We start from the raw sequence: 21615 nt of genomic DNA on the forward strand, positions 1-21615 counted from the left end.
GGTGCCAGGTGGTCGGCCGGTGGCCTGATTGTATGGAGCAACAACGGATCTGCCGCCGGGAGGTTGGGGTGCACGTGCTGATCGCCGCCGCCGGCAGCGGCCGCCGCATGGGGGCGGACCGGAACAAGGTGCTGCTGCCCCTGGCGGGACGGCCGGTGCTCGGCTGGACCCTGCGGGCCGTGGCCTCGGCGGGGGGGCTCCGCTGGCTGGGGGTGGTGGGCCAGCCCTCGGACCGGGACGCGATCGAGCGCTGCCTCGGCGAGGCGGACCTGCCCTGCCCGGCGGTTGTCGTGACCGGCGGCGACACCCGGCAGGAGTCGGTGCGCCGCGGCCTGGAGGCCCTGCCGGCTGAGGCCCGCTCCGTGCTCATTCACGACGCCGCGCGCTGTCTGGTGGAACCGGGACTGCTCGAGCGCTGTCAGGTGGAGGTGGATGCCGGCCGGGCGGTCGTGGCGGCCACTCCCGTCACCGACACGATCAAGCAGGTGGATGGTGACGGCACGGTGGTGCAGACCCCGGATCGCGAGCGCCTCTGGGCGGCTCAGACCCCGCAGGGCTTCCCGCTGGACCGGCTGCGGGAAGCCCACGCCATCGCCTCCCGCGAGGGCTGGAGCGTCACCGATGACGCCGCCCTGTTCGAGCGGCTCGGCTGGCCCGTGCGGGTGATGGCGTCGCCCCGCTCCAACATCAAACTCACCACGCCGGATGACCTCTGCATCGCCGAAGCCCTGCTCCGGCGGCGCGATGACGCGGGTGACCCTCCGGAGACCGGCGCTCCGCTCACTCCAGCAGGCTGAGTCGGCCGCTGCCGCCATCCAGACGGGCAAGGGCCCCCAGGGGCAGCACGGCATTGCCCGGCTGATGCCCCACGGCCAGCCCTGCCACCACCGGCAGCCCGAGATTGCAGCTGCGCTCCCGCAGCACCGCGGCGACCGCATCGGGCTCACCGCAGTCGCTGAAGCTGCCGAATCCCAGCCCGGCCAGGCCCGAGAGGGCCCCGTTCAGGCGCCAGTGGCTGAGCAGTCGGTCGAGACGGTAGGGCTGCTCCCCCACGTCCTCCAGCACCAGAATCGCCCCCTGCAGCGGCGGCAGCCAGGTGGTGCCGAGCAGGTGGGTGGCCACCGTCAGGTTGGCCGCCAGCAGAGGCCCCTCCGCGCTCCCGCCGGCCCAGGCCTCTCCCTCCAGAGGGTCCAGTGCTGCGGGCTCGCCTGAGAAGAGCAGGCTGCGGAGCCGCTCACGGCTCCAGTCCGGTTCGGCGGCCAGGGTCGTGAGCAGGGGGCCGTGCAGGTTCCCCGCCAGCCCATGGGCCTGGCGGGCCCAGAGCAGGCTGGTGACATCGGAGAAGCCCAGCAGCCAGCCCTCCTGCCAGTGGGGCGGGTGCTCCAGCAGGCGCGCCGCGCCCCAGCCGCCGCGCACGCCCACCCGCAGGGGCATGGGCCCGCCGGCTTCGAGATCGGCCCGGCGCTGTGGGTCCTCACCGGCCAGGCCCCGCCAGCGGCGGCGGGCCCTCTCCATGCCGCAGGGCTGCAGGCCCCAGCCGCGCAGGATCTCCAGGCCGGCCTCCAGGCGTTCGAACTGCTCGAGTTCCGAGCTGGCCGCCACAAGCTGGGCGGGGTCTCCCGGCTTCAGGGCGGGCGGCCAGCTCGGGCGGGCGGAGGGCATCGCCATCAGAACCGCCCCACCACCAGCGCCAGCAGCAGCAGCGACCCCAGCCGCACCTGGTTGCGGAAATGCTGGCCGTAGGGCTCCCCGGACGAGGCCTGAAGGGGCAGCCGTCGCACCTCACGCTGCATGCCCAAGGCTGCGAGGAACCAGAGCGGCCAGAACCAGGCCGAGAGCCCCGCGGCGGCAGCCGCGACGGCCAGGGCGACCGCAGCGCCTCCGTAGCAGAGGCTCACCGCCGCTGGTGCCCGGTGCCCCAGTGTGCGGGCGCTGCTGCGCACCCCGATGCGTCTGTCATCCGCCCGGTCGGGCATGGCGTAGACGGTGTCGAATCCGAAGGTCCAGAGCACCGTGGCCAGCCAGCAGCCGATCAGAGGTGCCTGCAACGGCAGATCCCCCACCGCGGCAGCCCAGGGAATGAGCACGGCGAATCCCCAGCAGAGGGCCAGCACCAGCTGGGGCAGGCCCGTCCAGCGCTTGGCCGAGGGGTAGAGGAGCACCAGGGGCAGACACCCGATCGCCAGAGCCAGCACCAGAGCCCGGTGGGGCAGGGCCAGCGTCACCGCCAGGGCCAGCAGCAGCAGCAGCACCATCACCACCGCAGCGGCGGCGGGACGCACACGGCCACTGGCGAGGGGGCGGCTGCGGGTCCGGCTGACCTGCGCGTCGATCCTGCGGTCCCAGAGGTCATTGGCGATGCAGCCGGCGCCGCTGACCGCCAGCCCTCCCGCAACGATCAGCAGCAGGAGGGCCGGTGCGGGTGGGGCGAGCGGGGAGAGCCAGAGGGCCCATCCCGCCGGAATCAGCAGGATCAGCCGGCCGGTGGGCTTGTTCCAGCGCAGCAGGGCCAGCCAGGCGGCCAGTCCCGAGGGCGGCCCGACCGGCGCGCTGACCTCCGTTCTGCTCATCGGCTGGCGACTCCGGTGCTCCCTGGGACTGGATGGCAGAGTGGCGCAGCGCCGGCAGCCGCTGCGATGGCCCCCTCCGAACGCGCTGAGGCGGCGCGCCACGTGGCGGCCATCGACATCGGAACCAACTCCACCCACCTCCTGATCGCCACGGTCGATCCGGGGCTGGGCACCTTCAGCGTGGAACTGGCTGAAAAGGTGACCACGCGCCTCGGGGAGCGCGATCCGGACAGTGGCGACCTGAGCGAGGCGGCCATGGGCCGCGCCCTGGAGACCCTGCACCGCTACCGCGATCTGGCCACGAGCCATCGCGTGGAACAGGTGGTCACCGCCGCCACGAGTGCGGTGCGCGAGGCGCCCAACGGCCGGGATTTTCTCCAGCGGGTGCAGCAGGAGGTCGGTCTCGAGGTCGATCTGGTCAGCGGACCCGAAGAAGCGCGCCTGATCTACCTGGGGGTGCTCTCCGGCATGCCTTTCGGTGAACGCCCCCACATCATTCTCGACATCGGGGGTGGGTCCAGCGAACTGATCCTGGCCGACGGTCACGAGGCCCGTGCCCTCACCAGCACCCGTGTCGGGGCGGTGCGGCTCCAGCGCGACTTCATCCATCAGGACCCCATCCCCCCCAGCGCGGGGCCTTTCTCGAAGCGTTCATCCAGGGTTCGCTCGAACCGGCGGTTCTCAAGGTGCTGACGCGCATCGACCGCTCCGAGCGGCCCGTGATGGTGGCCACAAGCGGCACCGCCCTGGCCGTCGGGGCGCTGCTGGCCTCCGAGGACCCGCGCCCACCGCTGAAGCTGCACGGCTACCGGGTGCAGCGCGCCCGGCTGGCGCGTCTGGTCCAGCACCTGCTGACCCTGACACCGGCCCAGCGCCGTCAGCTGCCCGCCATCAACGACCGGCGGGCCGAAATCATCGTTCCCGGGGCGCTGATCCTGCTCACCGCCATGCGCATGCTCGACATGGAGGAGCTGGTGCTCAGCGAGCGGGCGTTGCGGGAGGGCCTGATCGTCGACTGGATGCTGCGCCGCGGTCTGCTGATGGACCGCTTCGCGCTGCAGGGCAGCATCCGCCGCCGCACCGTGGCCCATCAGGCCCGTCGCTACGGCGTCGATCTGCATCGGGCCGAGCGGGTGGCCGAGCATGCCCTGCTTCTGTACGACGGCTGCCGCGGCGTGCTGCATCAGGACCCCGGCGAGGGCCGGGATCTGCTCTGGGCCGCCGCCATGCTCTACGCCTGTGGACAGCACATCAACATCAGCGCTTATCACAAGCACTCCTGGTATCTGATCCGGCACGGCGAACTGCTCGGCTACTCGGAAGCCGAGCATCTGATGGTCGCCGCCATCGCCCGCTACCACCGCCGCAGCCTGCCGAAGAAGCGCCACGACGCCTGGCAGAGCCTCAGCAGCCGTGATCAGCGTCGTTGTGTGGGTGAGATGGCCCTGCTGCTGCGGCTTGCGGTGTCGCTCGATCGCCGCCCCGATCCGGTGGTCGCCTCGCTCAGCACCCACTCGGCCGGAGGGCAGCTGGTGGTGACGCTGGTCCCGGAGCAGGACGCGCAGGATCTGAGCCTGGAGCGCTGGAGCATGGAGTCGTGCGCATCTCAGGTGAAGGAGGCCGCCCAGGTGGAGCTCCTGGTCAGGGCGCAGGACGGCTGATCAGCTCGTCGAGGCTGAGCCAACGCACGCTCTCGATGCTGCCGAGTGGTTGCATCGGGCCGCTGCCCCGGCCCACCGCGACGAGATCGGGCCGACCGGCGTAGACCTCCACTCCCGCATCGGCGGGAAGCTCCCGCTCCTCCGAGAAGGTCCCCTCGAAGAGCAGGGTTCCATCGCCACTGCGGATGGCCAGCCAGCTTGGCTGTCCGTCGATGGGCTGAATCCGGATCGTCGCGGCCGTCGGCTCCGCTTCCGGTGGCGCCGCTGGGCTGGGAGCCGCTTCCGGGGCGACCTCCTCGATCTCGGGTGCATCCGGCGATTCCGGAGCCGCCGGGGTGCCGGCAGCGGGGCCGCCGGCGGGGAACAGCTCGGACCGGCTGTTCCAGAGCCAGGCCCCACCGGCCAGGACCGCCAGCACCAGCACCAGCCAGGCCAGGGCGGTGGTGCGGCCGCTGGGTCGATCCCCCGACCCCGGCGACGGCTTGGGGCCCGGTGGGGAGTCCGCGGCGGCCCGGCGGCCCGTCGGTCGGGGAGGGGCCGCCGGGGCCGGAGCACTCACCGGCGCTGCCGGGGGCTTCACGGCACCGGGACCCTGGCGCTTGAGAGCCGGCGGCAGGGAGTCCAGCAGGGTGTCGCCGTCGAGGCCCACCGCCCGCGCGACCGCCCGGATCCTCGCGCGGATGTAGACGGGTTCCGGCCAGTCGGTTGTGTCGGCCTCCTCCAGGGCCCGCACCTGCTCCTCGCCCAGATGGAGCAGGTCGGCCAGTTCACCGATGCTCAGGCCCCGCTGCTCCCGCGCCGAGCGGAGCGTCTCACCGAGTGCACGCAGGGAGGGATGTCCGTCGTCGGATTGGCCTGGCCCGCTCACCCTGTCAGCGCAACATCAGGACGAGGATGACCGGTTTGCTGGTGTTCTGCCACCCGGGATGGGCAGATCATGAGATGGGCGATACTGGATTCGAACCAGTGACCCCTTCCGTGTGAAGGAAGTGCGCTACCACTGTGCTAATCGCCCGATTCTGACCTGGTGAACGATCACGGACGCCGCGCGTCGTTGTGATCAGCGGATCGAGAAATTCGCTTCACCAGGTAGGAATATTACCCCAGGGCCTGCTCCGCCTTGTCCTGCGCCACCAGCCGCTCGCCGGCCCCTGCGCCAGAGGCGGGACGGAAGAGATGGCCATGACTGGCGCTGTAGAGCCTGGATCGATGCGGACTGGGAGCGGCCAGAGCGGGACTCACCAGATACAGGGTCGTTCGCGTCAGGCCCTGCTCCCGGCTGCAGGCGGCCATCTCGCGCAGCTCCACCAGCCGGAGCCACTGGTCCGGCCAGCTCACCCGGTAGCCGATGGCCACCGGCGTGTCCGCCGGGTAATGCTCCAGCAGGCTGTCCTGCACGTCCTGCACGTGCCGGGCGCTCAGGTACAGGCATAGGGACGCCCTCAGGCCTGCGAGCCGGCTCAGGGTTTCCCGTTCGGGGGTGCCCGTCCGGCCGCTGGCCCGGCTCAGGACGATGGTCTGCACGAGGCCGGGAACGGTCAGCTCACTCGGGAGGGCCGCCGCCACCGCCTGGTAGGCGCTCACCCCCGGCACGACCTCAATGCCCAGACCGGCTTCCGCCAGACGGCGCCGCTGCTCGTTCAGGGCGCTGTAGAGGCAGGGATCACCGTCGTGCAGGCGGACCACCCGCCTGCCGCTGCGGGCGCGCTGGATCATCAGTTCGCAGATCTCCTCGAGTGTGAGCCCGGAGGTGGCGATCCGCTCACAGCTCTCATCGGTGAGGGAGGCGATCTCCGGCGCCACGAGTGAATCGGTCCAGAGCAGCACCTCCGCCGCTCGCAGGCGATCGGCGGCTCTGAGGGTGATCAGGTCCACGGCTCCCGGGCCGGCACCGACGATGCTGACGATCGGGCCGGGCTGGGGATCTGCTGGTGTCTGTGCGCTCAACGGCTTGTTTCGGGGGGGGGCGCGCTGCTTCGGGGGGCCTGCCTGAGGAGCCACCACAGGCCCAGACCGCCGACCAGCATCAACAGGATGCTCATCAGCTGGGCCATGCGCAGCCCTCCCTCACAGGAGGGAGGCAATCCGATCAGGCAGAGCGGATCGATGCGCAGACCCTCGATCCAGAGCCGGCCGAGGCTGTAGCTGATCAGGTAGGTGCAGGTCAGCGCGCCATCCGGCAGACGGATCCGACCCTGACGGCCCTGCTGGAACAGGACCAGCAGCAGGCCGAAGACCAGCAGGTTCCAGAGCGACTCGTAGAGAAAGGTGGGATGGAAATGGCGTTCACCCGGGAAGCCGGCGGCGATGGCCTGGTTGGCGGGGATGGTGAGCCTCCAGGGCAGGTCGGTGGGAAGCCCGAAGGCCTCGGAATTGAAGAAGTTGCCCCAGCGGCCGATGGCCTGCCCGAGGGCGACGGATGGGACCAGCACATCCATCACCGAGATGAAGGACAGCCGGTTCCAGCGGCAGAACAGCCAGACGGAGAGGGTTCCGGCGATCAGGGCGCCATGGATTGCGATGCCGCCTTTCCAGATGGCGAGGGCCTCCAGCCACTGCCCCTGGTAGCTGCGCCATTCGAAGGCCACGTAGTAGAGCCGGGCCCCCACCACGGCCGAGAGAACCAGGATCGGCAGCAGATCGGTGATCAGGCCCGGATCGATCCCGCGCCGCCTGGCCAGACGGGTGGAGACGACGAGCCCCAGCAGCACGGCCAGGGCGATGAGCAGGCCGTACCAGCGGACCGCGATGGGACCGATCTGGAACAGCAGGGGTCCGGGAGAGGTGAACTCGGCGACAACAGCAGGCAGCACTCGTCGGCTGAAGGGAAGGGGGGATGGGCTCAGACGCCTTCGGCGGCCTGCACCTTCTCGACCTGCTTCTTCTTCAGCACCAGCATGATCTGGGCCAGGGCGACAGCGGCGAAGAAGGCCAGCAGACCGTAGATGCGGACAGGGTTCTGGAGGACGATCTCGGTGTCGAGCTGCCCGAAGCCACCCACGTTGGGATCGTCGGTGAGCGGTGCACCGGCCTCCACCGCATCACCGCTGGCCACGATCAGAGCCGGACCGGCGGGAATCGATTCGCTCACCGTGCTCCCATCGGCGGCCTCGATCTTGACCTCGTGGGAACCGGAGGCGTCGTCATCGATGGAGAGGATGGTGCCGGCCACGCTGGCGGTGTAGACGGAGTTGTTGCTGCGCTCACCGGTGGGATAGAGCTGGCCGCGACCACGGTTGCCGCCCACGTGGATGGAGTACTTGCCGAAGTGGATCGAGGGATCGGCGGCCGGATCGGGTGAGAGCAGGGGGAAGACGATCTCCTGGTGCTGATCACCGGGCAGGGGGCCCACCAGAAGGATGTTCGGGTCCTCCTCGCTGTAGGTGGTGTAGTAGACGCCCTCGGTCTCCTCGCGGATCTCGTCCGTCCAGCGATCCTGGGGAGCCAGGCTGAAGCCGTCGGGGAGCATCACCACGGCGCCCACGTTCAGCGGTGAGCGGGTGCCGTCGGCTCCCACCTGCTGGACGGAGGTGTCGTAGGGGATCTTCACCGCTGCGGTGAAGACCGTGTCCGGCATCACGGCCTGGGGCGCTTCCACCTGGGTGAGCTTCTTGGCCAGGTGGCAGTTGGCGCAGACGATCTTGCCTGTGGCCTCACGCGGTGAGTCGTAGTTCTGCTGGGCCCAGAAGGGGTAGGCGAAGCTGGCCTGAGGCCCCAGGAGCAGCAGGGCGGCTGTGATCAGGCTGCCGAGGAGAAGGTTGAGACGGGGACGCATGGGACGGTGCAGCGGGACGGGGAACGGAAGCGGGGCGGGGTGAGGGAGGCGTGTCAGACCCACCAGGGCTTGTCGCCGTCCCTGAAGTCCGTGTCGGTCCACTGGCCGAGGAACACGGTGTCGTTCTCGATCGCCACCGTGGTGAGCGCGAGGGACAGGGGCGCCGGACCGCGGACCACCTTTCCGGCGGCGTCGTACTGGCTGCCGTGACACGGGCAGATGAACTTGTTCGCGCCGCTGTTCCAGGGCACCACGCAGCCCAGGTGGGTGCAGATCGCGTTGATGCCGTAGGAGCCGATGGCGTCGTCGCCCTCGACCAGCAGGTAGGTGGGATCCCCCTTGAGACCCTGCACGAGGCTGCGGTCGCCGGCGGGGTGATCGGTCAGCCAGCCACTGGCGCTGACGGGATTACCCAGCTCGTCCTTGGCGACGGTGCCGCCACCGGAGCCGCCGGCACGGGGGGGGATGAAGTAGTTCACCACCGGGTAGAGCGCTCCGAGGGCGACGCCCGTCACGGAACCGAACGTCAGCAGGTTCATGAACTGCCGACGACCCATCCCTGGGACATCGCTCGAGGAGAGTTGGGTCATGGCTGGCAGGGGGACGGCCGTGTCAGATGGCGGCCATTATGGACGTTAAAGGGGTGTCAAAAAGTGCAACAAAAGCTTGCGCTGACTGGCTTTCGGGCTGCCTGCCTGCTCTTCGTTGGCAGCGTCCCTGGTTCGGTCCATCCCGCGTCCCTGCCCACCTGTCATGACTCGAACCGCCGCTGATCCGCCCCTGGATGGCGATGAGCTGATCGGCACGCTCCGGCGCCGCTGGAAGGCCTCCTATGACCTGCAGCTGGTGCGGCGACGGCGACGGCTGTATCTGCAGGTGATGTGGGGCTACCTCGAGCAGCAGTCGTTCCCCTTGAGTGAATCCGAGTACCGCGTCCACATCCAGCAGGTGGCCGAGGCGCTCAACCGGATGGGTGTGGCCGGCTCCGTGCGCCGCTGGCTCGAGACCAGTCCCGATCGGCCCCGCCTCGGCAAGGCCATGAGCCTGGCGCTCGATGGTGACGGGGCGGGGGATGCCCGCCTCGATGAGTTCCTCGTCTGAACCGTTCGCCGTGCCCGGCCCCTGCGGCGATCAGGAGGCCGGGCGCAGCCGTTCGGTCAGGGCCACCAGCCCGACGCCGGAGAAGAAGAGGGCGGCGATCGCCCCGGTGAGCAGCAGCATCGTCACCGGGTCGGTGGAGGGGGTGAGCACGGCGCCGGCGACGGCGGCCAGCAGCACCACCCAGCGCCAGCTCCGCAGCATGGTGACGGACCCGACCAGGCCGAGCATGCCCAGCAGCCACTGCAGCACCGGCAGCTGGAAGGCCAGTCCCGTGGCCACCATCAGCAGCAGGACGAAATCCATGTACCGCTCGATCGACCAGAGCGGCTCCACCACATCGGCTCCGTAACTCACCAGGAAGCGGAGGGCGGCAGGGATGAGGGCCCACCAGGCGAAGGCCAGACCCGTGAGAAACAGCAGGGCCGATGCGGCCACGGCGGGTGCGACCAGGCGGCGTTCGCTGCGGCTGAGTCCTGGCATCACGAATCCCAGGCCTTCATGGATCACCACGGGCAGCGCCAGGATCAGACCGCTGTAGGCGGCAACCTTGAAGGACACGAACAGGAACTCGCCTGGAGCCAGCTGAAGGAAGTGAATCCCCTGAGCGGGCACTTCCAGGAGTCGCACCAGGGGGCGCACCAGGGCCAGGCAGGCTGCGGCCGCCACGGCCACGGCCAGGAGACTGCGCAACAGCCGTCGCCGCAGTTCCTCCAGATGGTCGAGCAGAGGCATCTCCACTTCGGCCGGGAACTCCTCGCGCTCGTCTGGCGCCGGCTCCGGTGGCTTGCGAGCGGCGATCCGGAGGGGAGGCGGAGGTGTGAGTGGCCGCTCGCTCATGACTCAGTGCGGTTCCCAGACCCTAAGGACTCCCGCTGGCTTCGGAAGAGGCCTCCTGCACCACCCCGCACGCCCGTGCCGGATCGGCCCAGATCACCTCGGCGCCCCGGTGCCGCACGGTGCCCGGAGCCGTGCCGGGGATGCGCTGCAGCTGATCGGCGGGCACCATCTGCACCGAGACATGCCGGCTGCCACGGGCGCGACTGCAGAACGCCGCCACGTCCGCGGCCAGCTGGATGTCAGCGGGCTGGGCGGCCGATTCCGAACTCTTCAGCACCACATGGCTGCCGGGGCATTCCTGGGCATGAAACCAGAGGTCCCCGCGCCTGGCCTGACGCAGGCTGATCCAGTCGTTCTGTCGGTGATTCCGGCCCACCAGCAGCCTGAGACCGGAGGGGCTCCGCAGCTCGAGCGGCCTGGGCACAGCGCTCGCCGCAGGGCGGGACCGGCGTCGTGAGGCGCGGCCTGCGGCGGCGTCCACCCAGTCGGAGCAGTCCAGGCGCAGTTCCTCCAGCTGCTGGAGGGCCGCCTCCGGCGCGGACGGATCCGTTTCGATGGCCTCGAGATAGGTCTGGCTCGCCTGGATCGACTCCAGCCTCAGGCGGTGGTGCTCGATCCGCGCCGGCACGCTCTCCAGGGAGCGCCGCAGTCTGCGGCTGCGGTGATAAAAAGCCTGCGCCTGATCGAGTTCCTCCCGGCTCGGGTTGGCACGGCAGAGGATTCGATCGGCCTCCTCCCGCAGCGACTGGGCCTCGGTCGCGGCCTCCAGCCGCCGGCGCTGGTCGTTCAGGGCGGCCTGCTCGCGCTCCTCGGCCCTGCTGAGCCATTGGCTGAGCTGCCGTGTGCGCTCCAGCAGGCGGCGCTCCCCCAGCCGGCTGCGGTAGTAGGTCGCCAGGGCGTCATTGATCGGTGCGGACCGGCGTTCTCCCCCGCTCGGTCCGTCCGGTGGGCACCGCCCCCAGCAGCGGTAGCCCCCATCCTCGGTGCCCCGGAACTGGAAGTGCCCGTTCTCCAGGGCGCCCAGCCAGCGCTGCCAGGCCTGCCAGAGCCCGGCCCATTCCGCTTCGGCGACCTCACCGGTCAGCCGCAGCGGCAGGGGTGTGTCCGCCGCGGCATCGCTGCCCGGTGCGCCGGGGTCGCCCGAGGCCTCCTCGGCCAGCTGACGGGCCAGGGCCGGGCTGATGCCGCGATAGGTGTTCCGTAGGGCCTTCCCCAGAGGCTCCGGCACCAGGGTCAGCAGATCGCGCCAGTGCTCGAAGGTCTCATTCGCCATCGGGGGCCGCCCCCGGGGGCGGGCGGCGGTTGGTACGGGTCTCCGGTGGCCAGGGGCCGCAGGCGGGACTGGCGGACGCTCACCTGTCGGGCGAGGGTGATCACACGGCCTCCTTCATCGAGCAGGAGCACGTTGCTGTGGCGCCCCATGAGCTCCACCACGAGGCGGCGCTCGATCACGGCGCCGGGGCGCTGGGCCATGGGCAGCTCCACAACCCGCTCGAAGCCCCGCTGCACCACATCGCAGAGAGCCATGTGGTGGAGGCTGTGCTGAAGCTGGCGGGCCAGGGTGCTGCCGTCGCCGCAACGGGGTGGAGGAGGAATCAGCAGCAGGCGCGGGGCCTCCGCCAGCCAGGAGATCTCCAGCCAGCGCAGCCCGCTGAGGGTGCGCAGGGCCAGCTGCAGGGTGTGGGGGTCGGGCTGCTGCGCCTTCTCGAAGCGACTGGGCACCAGCGCAGGCCGCAATTCACTCAGAACGGCCCTGAGGCTGGTGAGGTCCATGGCCTGCAGTGGGCGAACCGCGGCAGCGCCGCGGGGGTCCCGGCCGGCACCCTGCCTACGCTGCGGGCCGTCCGTGCCTTCAGCGCCCATGCCCAGCCGGTCCCGGCCTGTTTCCCCCGCCCGGCTCACGGTGCTGGCGGGGCCCAGTGGTGTGGGCAAGGGCACGCTGATCGGCAGGCTGCTCAGGCGCCATCCTGAACTGTGGCTCTCTGTCTCAGCCACCACGCGCCCTCCCCGCGCCGGTGAGGAGGAGGGGGTCCACTACCGCTTCATGACCCGGGAGCAGTTCATGGAGCAGGCCGGTGGCGACGGTCTGCTCGAGTGGGCTGAGTTCGCCGGCAACTGCTACGGCACCCCGAGGGCTCCGGTTGAGCAGCACCTCCGCGATGGGCATCCGGTGCTGCTCGAGATCGAACTGGAGGGGGCACGACAGGTGCGCCGCAGTTTTCCAGCGGCCCGGCAGATCTTCATCGCACCCCCATCCCTGGAGGAGCTGGAGCGCCGGATCCGCCTGCGGGGCACCGAAGCGGAGGACGCCATTCAGCGCCGCCTCAGGCGGGCGGCGGTGGAGCTGGAGGCCACCGCGGAATTCGACGCGGTGGTGATCAACGACGATCTTGACGCCGCGCTGGATGTGCTGGAGCGCCATCTGCAGCTCAACACCCAAACCAATGACCCCACGGAGGATTCCGCGGGGTCGATGAGGGGGTGAATGGTCCTCAGAGACGATCCAGAACCTCAGATGGCGATGGCCCTCAAGATGGACCTCAAAGGGGATGGAACAGGAGGTCGGGAACGAAGCGGTTGAACTCGATCATGATTCCTGCCGTGAGCGTGAACCAGATGGCAGCAAAGACCGGAGCCGTGGTGAGAAACTTCTTCATCGAATGGATCGATAGGGAGTGGATGGAAAACGGAATAGCGCGTCACGGCGTCAACGCCGTGAATGAGTCATTTCGTCTCAGCGCGGCGAAACGGTGATTTTGTTGTCGGCTTCCAGAAGCTTGCCGCTGGTGAATTCGCTGAATGCGGCGATCGGCCAGGTGGCGGAGGCCAGGACGCTCTTGAAGGCGATCCCCAGGTCGATCTGAATCTCCTGCATGGCGGCGTTCTTGGAGCCACGCACCGCCATCACGTAGGCGCGTCCCGCCCAGCCGATGCATCCGGCGATGTAGAGGAACATGATGCCGGGAATCACGAAGTCGCCGGCGTGGCTCCAGCGGCCATCGACGATCAGGCGCGGCAGGCCGTCATCACCGCAGACGGCCTGGCTGTACAGCTCGAAGCGTGCCTTCGCCTGTGGCGTGGAGGCCTCACTGGCCCGGGCCTGGAAACGGGGGCTTTCGGAGCAGGGAGTGAGGCCGGCCACATCCGCTCTGGCCATCGGGGCGATGCCGAGAATCAGGAAGGCGGACAGGACAAGGGCGAAGAGACGTCGCATCGGGTCCGAATGTCTGGTGGGACTGTTGGGAAGGGTGTGACGCAGTTGGCGTGCAGCCGGGCAGGATGTCACCCGCGAACAGTAGGGGTGAGCTGGTGAACGGATGACCACAGTTCTGGCCCTCGAAACAAGTTGTGACGAGTCCGCTGCCGCCCTTGTCGAGCGCGATCCACAGGGACGCATCGCGGTGCTGGCCCATGCCGTGGCCAGCCAGGTGGAGGAACACGCGCGCTGGGGTGGTGTGGTGCCGGAACTGGCCTCACGCCGCCATGTGGAGGCCCTGCCGGTTCTGCTGGAGCGGATCGATGCGGCCGCTGCACTGAGGGCCGGCCGGGTGCAGGCCGTTGCCGCCACGGTGGCGCCGGGGCTGTCCGGAGCACTGCTGGTGGGGTCGGTCACCGGCCGCACCCTGGCACGCCTGTATGGACTCCCCTTCCTGGGCATGCACCACCTGGAGGGGCACCTGTGCAGCGTCCGGCTCGGCGAGCGAACCCCGTCCCTGCCGCACCTGGTGCTTCTGGTCAGTGGTGGCCACACCGAGCTGATCCGGGTCGACGGGCCGGGGCGCTTCGAGCGACTCGGCCGGAGCCACGACGATGCCGCCGGCGAGGCCTTCGACAAGGTCGCCCGGCTCCTGGGTCTCGGCTATCCCGGTGGCCCCGCGATTCAGGCCGCCGCGGAACTCGGCGATCCCGCTCGCTTTCGTCTGCCGCGCGGCCGCGTGTCGCGGCCGGAGGGCGGCCACTATCCCTACGACTTCAGCTTCAGCGGACTGAAGACCGCCATGGTCCGCCTGGTGCAACAGCTGCGTGAAGAGAGCGCCGCCGCCGGTGAGGCCGCCCTGCCGGTGGCCGATCTGGCGGCCAGCTTCGAGCAGGTGGTGGCGGACGTGCTCGTCGAGCGCGCCTGCCGCTGTGCCCGCGACCACAACCTGTACTCCCTGGTGCTGGTGGGCGGGGTGGCCGCCAATCGCCGGCTGCGGGCGCTTCTGCAGAGCCGCGCGGCCGCCCAGGACCTCGATGTGCACGCTGCCCCCCTGGCCTACTGCACCGACAACGCGGCCATGATCGGTGTCGCTGCACTGGATCGGCTGAGCGGACACCCGTCCGGCTCGGCGCTCGAGCTCGGGGTTTCGGCCCGCCTGCCCCTGGATCGGGCCGAATCGCTCTACGCGGAGCCGCCTCCCTTCTGACGCCGAGGCTGCGTCACCCCTGGCGATCGGTTCCATGTGACAGGCCGGGGGACGGCTGCCGTCGGGCCGCGCATTCTGACTATGGTCGTGAGGCTCTTTGGTCCAACCCCCGATGTCAGGACCGACCACCACCGATCAGACCGTCGCCGGGCAGTCATCCGTTCAGGATGACGTGGAGCTCATCCCGGTGGAGCGCGAGGAACTCAACGCCTGGCGACGCGGCTTCACCCCTCAGGCCGAGATCTGGAACGGGCGCATGGCCATGCTCGGCCTCACCGCAGGCCTGCTGATGGTGGTGCTGATCAATGTGATCCGCTCACTGCCGTCCGCGTAGGGCCTGAGCCAGTTCATTCGGCTTGAGGCTCGCCTCCAGGGCCTTCTCAGGCTCGACTTTGCCGGTCTCCACCAGTTCAGCGAGCACCTGGTTCGCCGTGCACATCCCTTCGAAGCGGCTGCGCTGCATGATCTCCTCGACGGAGTCCAGTTCACCCCGCTGGATGTAATCTTTGCAGGCATCACTGTTCACCAGGATGTCGTGATAAGCAGCACGTTTCCCATCCGTGGTGCGGATCAGTCCCTGGGCGATCACACCGAGCAGTGATTCCGAGAGAGAGCGGCGCACGCTGTCCTGTTGCTCCGGCTCATACATGCCCAGAACCCGCTCCACCGTCTTGACGGCGGAATTGGTGTGAAGGGTGCCGAAGACGAGGTGACCGGTCTGGGAGGCTTCCAGGGCTGTGCCCAGGGTTTCCTGATCCCTGATTTCACCGATCAGAATCACATCCGGGTCCTCCCTCAGGGAGGCCTTGAGCGCGTTGTGGAATTTGTGCGTGTGCATCCCGACCTCGCGGTGTCGCACGAGTGAGCGACGGCTGGAATGCACGAATTCCACCGGATCCTCGATCGTGAGAATGTGCCGGGATTGATTGCGATTGATCCAGTCGATCATCGCCGCCAATGTTGTGCTTTTGCCGCTGCCGGTGGGACCGGTGATCAGCACCAGCCCCTTGGGCCGGGAGGCCAGTTCGCGAAGCACCTCGGGAAGATTGAGCTGCTCCATCGTCAGGATCTCCTTCGGGATCAGACGCAGCACCATCGCCGGCCCGAGCAGGGAGTCCATCAGATTGATCCTGACCCGCACGAAGGGAAAGGCATAGGACCCGTCGAAGTCCTTGTTTCTCAGGAAGCTGTCGATCTTCTCCGGTGGCAGGACCTCCTTCATCCAGTCCACGAAGGTGGCGTCGTCCGTGACCGGCCAGTCGGTCGGAATGATCTCACCCCGCTCGCGGTAGCGCGGCACCTCACCCACGCCCAGGTGCACATCGGAGTAGCCCTTCTCGTCGGCGATACGCACCAGATCCTGCAGGCTGGGACCGTCGTCCCTCCGGGCGGTCTGCGGGGCGGCACCCGGAGCGGCCGGTCGGGGCGCTGCGTCGGTTGCCGGGGGGGGACCGGAGGTCTGGGCAGCCCCTGCGGCGGCGCCTGGGCTGGAGGCTGGCCGGGTCTTGCTCCACCGGGGAAGAAGGTTGGGGGGAAGACCGGCTTCGTCATGGGCAGGTGGCGCGCAGAGGGGCCATCGCGATGTTTCAGTATGGTGCCGGCCTCCTGCCGGCGCCGCCAATTCCCTCAGCTCGCAACCTTCCTGCGGGCGCGGCTGAGCACCGCTGCGGCACGCGGGGAGTCACTCCAGGCGCTGCTTAGGATCGCGCTCGACATCACGGAGCAGGCCAGAAGGTGAGCAGGGTCTCCATCGTTCTGGGCACGCGGCCGGAGGCGATCAAGCTCGCACCGGTGATCCTGGCCTTCCGGGGATGCGATGCCCTTGAGACCCGTGTGGTGCTCACCGGCCAGCACCGCGAAATGGTCAGTCAGGTCATGACGCTCTTCGGGCTGGAGGCCGATCACGATCTGGCGCTGATGGCACCGCGCCAGACCCTCACCCATGTCACCTGCGCCGCACTGCAGGGCCTGCGGGAGGAGTTCCAGGCCCACCCGCCCGATCTGGTCCTCGTCCAGGGGGACACCACCACCGCCTTCGCTGCCGCTCTGGCCGCCTTCTACGAGCAGATCCCCGTCGGACACGTGGAGGCGGGGCTGCGGACCGATGACCTGCTCGACCCCTTCCCGGAGGAGGCCAATCGCCGGCTGATCTCCCAGATCAGTCGGCTCCACTTCGCTCCGACCCCCCGTGCCGCGCAGAACCTGGGTGCCTCGGGCGTGGTGGGGCGCATCCTGACCACCGGTAACACGGTGATCGATGCCCTGCTGCTGATGGCGCGCCAGGCGCCCCGGTGCGATGTTCCCGGTCTCGACTGGGAGCGCCAGCGGGTGCTGCTGGTCACGGTGCACCGGCGTGAGAACTGGGGCGAACGGCTCCGCACCATTGCGGCCGGCCTCCTCAGGGTGCTGGACAGTCATCCCGACACCGCGCTGCTGTTGCCGCTGCATCGCAATCCAGTCGTGCGCGAGCCGCTCACGGACCTGCTGGGCTCCCATCCACGCGCCTTCCTCTGCGAACCGCTGGACTACGACCGCCTGGTGGCGGCCATGCGCGGCTGCTGCCTGCTGCTCACCGATTCCGGTGGGCTGCAGGAGGAGGCCCCCGCGCTGGGCAAACCCGTTCTGGTGCTCCGCCGGACCACCGAACGACCGGAGGCGATCGATGCGGGAACCGCGCGTCTGGTGGGTACCGACGCCGAGGCCATCGCCGCCGAGGCCGCCCGCCTGCTGGATGATCCGCAGGCCTATGCCGAGATGGCACAGGCCCGCAATCCGTTCGGTGATGGGACGGCGAGCAGCCGCATCCTCACCGCCGCCCTGGAGCATCTGGAGCGGCAGGAGCCCGCACAGCCCGGCTGATCAGTCGTCCCCGTCCCGCACCCAGGGCGGGCGATCGATGAAGATCCGGCTGCCGGGCTCCAGGCCGGAGAGGATCGAGGTCATGGCGCCGCTGCTTGGCCCCAGATCCACCGGCTGGAAGCGCGGCTCGTCGTTCCCGTCCACCACGAGGACGCCGGGGGTGCCCTCCTCGGTGACCACGGCGACGGTGGGCACCAGGGTGCGGGCTGGCAGGTCACCGGTGCTGAAGTCGATGTCGGCTGTCATGCCGATGCGCAGGTCGGGAGCCGGGCCGACCAGCCGCAGGGTCACCTCGAAGGATGTGACGTTGTTGGTTTTGATCGCCCGTGGAGCGATCCGATGGACCCGTGCCGGGAACCGCTGATCCGGGAAGGAATCCACCCGAACCGAGGCGTCCTGGCCGACGGCGAGCCGACCGATGTCGCTCTCGGGAACCTGGGCCACCACCTCGAGGCCCTGCGCCAGCTCCACGATCGAGGAGCTGGTGGCTCCGGCGGTGGCCGAGGCGGTGGTGGTGGGCGTCACGAAGGCGCCCGGGTCGGCGTAGCGGGCGGTGACCACGCCGTCGAACGGCGCCCGGATCACCAGTTCGCCTGCCTCGATCCGGCGTTGGTCGAGTCGCTCCTGCGCGGCTCTGTAGGCGTCCTCGCTGGTGAGGGAGCGGGTGCGGAAGGCGCTGAAGCTGTCGACGCTGATGGCCCCCTGGTCCAGCAGCCGCCGCCGACGGGCCAGTTCGCTGGCGCTGCTGTCGGCCTCGGCGCGGGCCTGACGAACCAGGGCCTGGGCCTCCTGGATGCGATCGCGCAGATCGCCGTCGTCCATGCGTCCGATCACCTGGCCGCGCCGGACCGTGTCCCCTTCCTCCACCGTCACCGAATCGAGCCGGCCGGCCCGTTTCGGGCTCACGTTCACCCGCCGGATCGCCTCCAGTTCGCCACTGGCCGTGACCACACCCGGCAACACGCCGCGCTCGGCCGTGGTGACGTATGGGGTGAGATCGCGGTCCCGACCGCGCTGGCGGAAGCGCCAGAGCCCGCCAGCGAGGATGGCGAGGACCAGCACCCCGGCCAGGAGAAGGCGCCAGGGCCGCTTTGGCCGGCCGCTCGGCAGTGGCGGCAGGCGTGTCATGTCGGGCTCACTCACAGGCCGGATCGGGTGTGGCGGGCTCACGGGGGAGGAAATGGCGGGCGCGTCGACGCCACACCAGTCTTTCGTGCGCCGGTGCAGACTGCGCGGGCCCTAGTCGATCGTCGCGTGCTGAGTGCAGGAATTGTGGGTCTGCCCAATGTGGGCAAGTCGACCCTTTTCAACGCACTGGTCGCCAATGCCCAGGCCCAGGCGGCCAACTTTCCCTTCTGCACGATCGAACCCAACACCGGTGTGGTTGCCGTGCCGGATGAGCGTCTCGAGCCGCTGGCCGGTCTGAGTCAGTCGCGCGAGATCATCCCGACGCGCATGGAATTCGTCGACATCGCCGGTCTGGTGAAAGGCGCGAGCCAGGGTGAGGGTCTCGGCAATCAGTTCCTGGCCAACATCCGTCAGGTGGATGCCATCGTTCACGTTGTGCGCTGCTTCGAGGACGACGACGTCATCCACGTCTCCGGCAGCGTCGATCCGCTCCGGGATGTGGAGGTGATTCATCTCGAGCTGGCCCTGGCCGATCTGGCGCAGGTGGAACGCCGGCGCGAGCGGTTGCGCAAGCAGCTGCGCACCAGTGCGGCCGCCCGTCAGGAGGACGAGGCTCTGGCCCGTGTGCAGGAGGCTCTCACCCGGGGGGACGGTGCCCGCACGGTGACGCTGGCCGACGAGGAGGCCGAGATGCTGCGGCCACTGGGGCTGCTCACCGCCAAGCCGATCATCTACGCCGCCAATGTGAGCGAGACCGACCTGGCGGAGGGCAACGCCCTCGTGGCGGCTCTCGCGGTTCAGGCCGCTGCCGACGGCGCTGAGGTGGTGCGCGTCTCCGCCCAGGTGGAGGCGGAACTGGTCGACCTCGGAGAGGATGAACGCAGCGCCTATCTGGAGGATCTGGGTGTGAGTGAAGGAGGCCTCAGAACCCTGATCCGAGCCAGCTACCGCCTGCTCGGCCTGCGCACCTATTTCACAACCGGCGAGAAGGAGACCCGGGCCTGGACCTTCCACGCCGGGATGACGGCCCCCCAGGCGGCCGGTGTGATTCACACCGACTTCGAACGGGGATTCATCCGCGCCCAGACCATCGCCTGGGACCGGCTGCTGGAGGCGGGGTCCCTTGCCGAGGCCCGTCAGCGGGGCTGGCTCCGCAGTGAGGGAAAGGAGTACGAGGTGATGGAGGGAGACGTGATGGAGTTCCTCTTCAACGTCTGATCCGGCGCTGGGTACCGGTGGGGTGCACGCGCTGGGAGCCGTGCTTAGGTTTGAAATGAGGCTGTGCGGGGCTCCCGACCGATGACGTCTGATCCCACAGGCTCCTCCGCTGGCGGCGCCGGGTCGTCACGACCGGCCACCCCCCGAAGCGGGTCCTCCCTCTTCCCGAGGAGCGTTCCCCCCTCCCCTCCCGCCACTCCGGCGGCGCCACGCGGACCGGCCGGCCCACTGCCGGGGTCCCCGTTCGGCCTGGGCGGGCTGCCGGAGCGTCGCGGCGACCGCCGGCAGGATCGCCGCAGTGACCGCCGTGAGGACCGGCGCGGCGACCGCCGCTCGGATCGCCGCGGCGACCGGCGCAGCGACCGCCGCGAGGCGGAACGGCGCGACCCGGATGGATCCGGGCCGCAGGATCCGTCGCTGGAGCGGCGGCTCGAGGAACGGCGCAGCCGTCAGCGCCGCCGCTGGAAGCGCCTTCAGGTGCCGCACATGATGGCGGAGGCCTGGCTGGAGATCGAGGGACACAAGCTCTTCGGCGAGCTGTGGGACATCAGTTCCGGCGGCTGCAGCATCCTGTCGGACAAGGCGGTCCCGATCGAACGTGGCGCCACGGGCTGCATCACCATCTGCGACACCACCACCGCCGCCACCTTCAGCGTGGGGGTCACCCTGCGATGGAAAGCCGTGGTGGAGGAGGTGTCCTTCGTTTACGGCTTCATGTTCGATGCGCCCCAGAACCTGTCCCAGACCCCCCTGGCGGTGTTGACCCGGGAGCACTGGGCGGACGACTGACGCTTTGAGCCTCCAGGCGGTACAGCACCCGCTCCCGTGATTCCTCGCCCTCCTTCTCCGTGAGGGCGGCAATCAGGAGCGTCCTCTGGCGTCGGTCCAGCAGGCCCACCAATGGCAGGCAGCCGGTGCAGGCCAGAGCCATGAGCGACCAGACCGCCACACCATGGCCCTGGCTGTCGAGCAGCCAGCCGGCCAGCAGCGGCGCGGTGAGGGCGCTGAGGGCGAAGCACTGGGAGAACAGGGCCATGGCCAGGCCCTGGTGCCGCGGCGGCGTGAGCTGAACCACCGCTTCGGTGGCCACCGGCAGGAAGCTGGCCTGGCCAAGGGCGATGGGCAGCTGGGCGGCCAGCACGAGAGCCGCACCGGAGCGCCACAGCGGTGAAAGGGCCAACAGGGCGGACCCGACGCAGAAGCTGAGCTGGCTGATGGCGAGGCCCCGGGCCACCGATCGTCTGGCCAGCCACCGCCCAACCGGCCACTGCAGCACCACCAGCAGGCTGAGCTGAACCCCGATGAGAAGGGCGCCGATCTGCTGAGGCAGGGCAGGCCGCTGCAGGCCCCCCCTCACCAGATCCAGCGGCAGTGCACTCTGCATCAGGGTCGGCATGGCGGTGGCCACGACGCTGATCAGCAGCAGAGGGATCAGGTCGGGCAGCCAGCTCCACTCCCGTCGCTGCGAGCGTTGGCGGCCCGGGCTGCCGCCGGCCGGCAGGGGCCGGCGGACCAGCAGAACCACCATCAGGGTCAGGCAGAGCAGATCCACGCCGTAGATCCCACGCAGCTGCTCCCCCCGCGCCAGCAGAGCTCCGGTGAGCGTGCCCGCGGCGATACCGAGGGCGTCGGCGCTGCGCACCAGCGCGAAGGCGCGGCTGGAGCCGGAGGGCCCGCTGCAGAGTGGTACCGCCAGTTCGATTGCCGGCCAGTACAGGCCCATGGCCAGCCCGAGCAGGAGCTGTCCCAGCAGGAACGGCCCGAGGCTGTGCGCCCCCCAGAGCAGTGCGTCGGCAGCCATGGCGAGCCCGGCGGCGGCGATCACCGGACGACTGCAGGGCACCCCGCGATCCAGCACCACGCCGCTGGCGAACCGTCCCAGAGTTCCCGCCAGGGCGGCGGCGGCCAGGCCGCCGCCCACTTCCGTGGCCTGGAAGGCGGCCTGGTGGAACACCAGGGGTGTGAGATAGACCACGCCACCGGCCCCGAAGGAGCCCACCAGGCGCACCAGCGCCAGCTCGCGCAGAGCTGCGGGAAACTGGAGCAGCCATCGCACTGCT

Annotated in this window: 23 protein-coding genes, 1 tRNA gene and 1 pseudogene; 9 read left to right on the plus strand and 16 right to left on the minus strand. The window is 69.6% G+C overall.

Annotated features, from left to right (window positions below; genetic code table 11):
• The first annotated feature begins 68 nt into the window (after positions 1-68).
• A complete protein-coding gene (gene ispD, locus EVJ50_RS00470) occupies positions 69-797 on the plus strand; it encodes a 2-C-methyl-D-erythritol 4-phosphate cytidylyltransferase (RefSeq protein WP_150881881.1) in 729 nt (242 codons plus the stop codon).
• On the opposite strand, the gene EVJ50_RS00475 is transcribed toward ispD, so the two are convergent.
• Positions 781-1662 (minus strand): LD-carboxypeptidase, encoded by an 882-nt coding sequence (locus EVJ50_RS00475; protein ID WP_150884738.1) that lies wholly within the window; start codon positions 1660-1662, stop codon positions 781-783. The two genes, ispD and EVJ50_RS00475, sit on opposite strands and share 17 nt — an antisense overlap.
• 5 nt (positions 1663-1667) lie before the next feature.
• Complete coding sequence (locus tag EVJ50_RS00480) at positions 1668-2570, minus strand: 4-hydroxybenzoate polyprenyltransferase (RefSeq protein WP_150881882.1); 903 nt, start codon at positions 2568-2570, stop codon at positions 1668-1670.
• Positions 2571-2636: 66 nt separating this feature from the next.
• On the opposite strand from EVJ50_RS00480, the pseudogene EVJ50_RS00485 reads away from it, so the two are divergent.
• Positions 2637-4231 (plus strand): annotated as a pseudogene (locus EVJ50_RS00485) (Ppx/GppA phosphatase family protein).
• Here the strand turns inward: EVJ50_RS00485 and EVJ50_RS00490 are convergent.
• The 6 genes from EVJ50_RS00490 to petC form a co-directional block, all read right to left on the minus strand.
• Positions 4212-5099 carry a helix-turn-helix domain-containing protein gene (locus tag EVJ50_RS00490; protein WP_150881883.1) on the minus strand — a complete coding sequence of 296 codons (888 nt, stop codon included), beginning with the start codon at positions 5097-5099 and terminating at the stop codon, positions 4212-4214. The pseudogene EVJ50_RS00485 and the gene EVJ50_RS00490 overlap by 20 nt on opposite strands.
• A 75-nt stretch (positions 5100-5174) precedes the next feature.
• Positions 5175-5246 (minus strand) — tRNA-Val (locus EVJ50_RS00495).
• An 83-nt stretch (positions 5247-5329) separates the two neighbouring features.
• Complete coding sequence (cobM, locus tag EVJ50_RS00500) at positions 5330-6178, minus strand: precorrin-4 C(11)-methyltransferase (protein ID WP_150881884.1); 849 nt, start codon at positions 6176-6178, stop codon at positions 5330-5332.
• Positions 6175-7044 carry a prolipoprotein diacylglyceryl transferase gene (gene lgt / locus EVJ50_RS00505; protein ID WP_150881885.1) on the minus strand — a complete coding sequence of 290 codons (870 nt, stop codon included), beginning with the start codon at positions 7042-7044 and terminating at the stop codon, positions 6175-6177. Before lgt ends, cobM begins: the two co-directional genes overlap by 4 nt.
• A 29-nt stretch (positions 7045-7073) precedes the next feature.
• Positions 7074-8006 carry a cytochrome f gene (gene petA / locus EVJ50_RS00510; RefSeq protein WP_150881886.1) on the minus strand — a complete coding sequence of 311 codons (933 nt, stop codon included), beginning with the start codon at positions 8004-8006 and terminating at the stop codon, positions 7074-7076.
• Positions 8007-8059: 53 nt separating this feature from the next.
• Positions 8060-8596 (minus strand): cytochrome b6-f complex iron-sulfur subunit, encoded by a 537-nt coding sequence (petC, locus tag EVJ50_RS00515; RefSeq protein WP_150881887.1) that lies wholly within the window; start codon positions 8594-8596, stop codon positions 8060-8062.
• Positions 8597-8759: 163 nt separating this feature from the next.
• On the opposite strand from petC, the gene EVJ50_RS00520 reads away from it, so the two are divergent.
• Positions 8760-9107, plus strand: coding sequence for a DUF3067 family protein (locus EVJ50_RS00520; protein ID WP_150881888.1), 348 nt, complete (start codon positions 8760-8762; stop codon positions 9105-9107).
• Positions 9108-9137: 30 nt separating this feature from the next.
• On the opposite strand, the gene tatC is transcribed toward EVJ50_RS00520, so the two are convergent.
• Genes tatC through EVJ50_RS15295 form a run of 3 tightly spaced genes read right to left on the minus strand, consistent with a single transcriptional unit; the run spans position 9138 to position 11717 of the window.
• The gene (tatC, locus tag EVJ50_RS00525; RefSeq protein ID WP_150881889.1) at positions 9138-9944 is read right to left on the minus strand and encodes a twin-arginine translocase subunit TatC; all 807 of its coding nucleotides are present in this window, start codon (positions 9942-9944) and stop codon (positions 9138-9140) included.
• Between the two features lie 22 nt (positions 9945-9966).
• Positions 9967-11217 carry an NFACT RNA binding domain-containing protein gene (locus tag EVJ50_RS00530; protein ID WP_370455544.1) on the minus strand — a complete coding sequence of 417 codons (1251 nt, stop codon included), beginning with the start codon at positions 11215-11217 and terminating at the stop codon, positions 9967-9969.
• A complete protein-coding gene (locus EVJ50_RS15295) occupies positions 11178-11717 on the minus strand; it encodes an NFACT family protein (RefSeq protein ID WP_370455545.1) in 540 nt (179 codons plus the stop codon). The genes EVJ50_RS00530 and EVJ50_RS15295 overlap by 40 nt, the downstream gene beginning before the upstream one ends.
• An 88-nt stretch (positions 11718-11805) precedes the next feature.
• Here EVJ50_RS15295 and gmk point away from each other — a divergent pair, with 88 nt between their 5' ends.
• Positions 11806-12429: a guanylate kinase gene (gene gmk / locus EVJ50_RS00535; RefSeq protein WP_225322988.1), complete on the plus strand. Its 624-nt coding sequence runs from the start codon at positions 11806-11808 to the stop codon at positions 12427-12429.
• A gap of 55 nt (positions 12430-12484) precedes the next feature.
• Here the strand turns inward: gmk and psaJ are convergent, their stop codons facing one another.
• Both psaJ and EVJ50_RS00545 read right to left on the minus strand, forming a co-directional pair.
• Positions 12485-12601, minus strand: a complete 117-nt coding sequence (gene psaJ / locus EVJ50_RS00540) for a photosystem I reaction center subunit IX (RefSeq protein WP_150881891.1) — start codon at positions 12599-12601, stop codon at positions 12485-12487.
• Between the two features lie 77 nt (positions 12602-12678).
• On the minus strand, positions 12679-13158 hold the full coding sequence (locus tag EVJ50_RS00545) for a Photosystem I reaction center subunit III (protein WP_150881892.1): 480 nt from the start codon (positions 13156-13158) through the stop codon (positions 12679-12681).
• Between the two features lie 103 nt (positions 13159-13261).
• Here EVJ50_RS00545 and tsaD point away from each other — a divergent pair, with 103 nt between their 5' ends.
• On the plus strand, positions 13262-14350 hold the full coding sequence (gene tsaD / locus EVJ50_RS00550) for a tRNA (adenosine(37)-N6)-threonylcarbamoyltransferase complex transferase subunit TsaD (RefSeq protein ID WP_150881893.1): 1089 nt from the start codon (positions 13262-13264) through the stop codon (positions 14348-14350).
• A 112-nt stretch (positions 14351-14462) separates the two neighbouring features.
• Entirely contained in the window at positions 14463-14684 is a 222-nt protein-coding gene (locus EVJ50_RS00555) for a high light inducible protein (RefSeq protein WP_225322989.1), read from the plus strand.
• On the opposite strand, the gene EVJ50_RS00560 is transcribed toward EVJ50_RS00555, so the two are convergent.
• Complete coding sequence (locus tag EVJ50_RS00560; RefSeq protein WP_370455546.1) at positions 14667-15704, minus strand: type IV pilus twitching motility protein PilT; 1038 nt, start codon at positions 15702-15704, stop codon at positions 14667-14669. The two genes, EVJ50_RS00555 and EVJ50_RS00560, sit on opposite strands and share 18 nt — an antisense overlap.
• 380 nt (positions 15705-16084) lie before the next feature.
• Between EVJ50_RS00560 and wecB the strand changes: the two genes are divergently transcribed.
• Complete coding sequence (gene wecB, locus EVJ50_RS00565; protein ID WP_150881895.1) at positions 16085-17209, plus strand: non-hydrolyzing UDP-N-acetylglucosamine 2-epimerase; 1125 nt, start codon at positions 16085-16087, stop codon at positions 17207-17209.
• Here the strand turns inward: wecB and EVJ50_RS00570 are convergent, their stop codons facing one another.
• Complete coding sequence (locus EVJ50_RS00570; RefSeq protein WP_150884740.1) at positions 17210-18337, minus strand: efflux RND transporter periplasmic adaptor subunit; 1128 nt, start codon at positions 18335-18337, stop codon at positions 17210-17212.
• Positions 18338-18463: 126 nt separating this feature from the next.
• Here EVJ50_RS00570 and ychF point away from each other — a divergent pair, with 126 nt between their 5' ends.
• Positions 18464-19555: a redox-regulated ATPase YchF gene (gene ychF / locus EVJ50_RS00575; protein ID WP_150881896.1), complete on the plus strand. Its 1092-nt coding sequence runs from the start codon at positions 18464-18466 to the stop codon at positions 19553-19555.
• 81 nt (positions 19556-19636) lie between these two features.
• Complete coding sequence (locus EVJ50_RS00580; protein WP_150881897.1) at positions 19637-20344, plus strand: PilZ domain-containing protein; 708 nt, start codon at positions 19637-19639, stop codon at positions 20342-20344.
• On the opposite strand, the gene EVJ50_RS00585 is transcribed toward EVJ50_RS00580, so the two are convergent.
• Positions 20268-21611, minus strand: coding sequence for an MFS transporter (locus EVJ50_RS00585; RefSeq protein WP_225322991.1), 1344 nt, complete (start codon positions 21609-21611; stop codon positions 20268-20270). The two genes, EVJ50_RS00580 and EVJ50_RS00585, sit on opposite strands and share 77 nt — an antisense overlap.
• Positions 21612-21615: the final 4 nt, after the last annotated feature.

It is taken from the genome of Synechococcus sp. RSCCF101 (assembly GCF_008807075.1).
Lineage (GTDB): Bacteria > Cyanobacteriota > Cyanobacteriia > PCC-6307 > Cyanobiaceae > RSCCF101.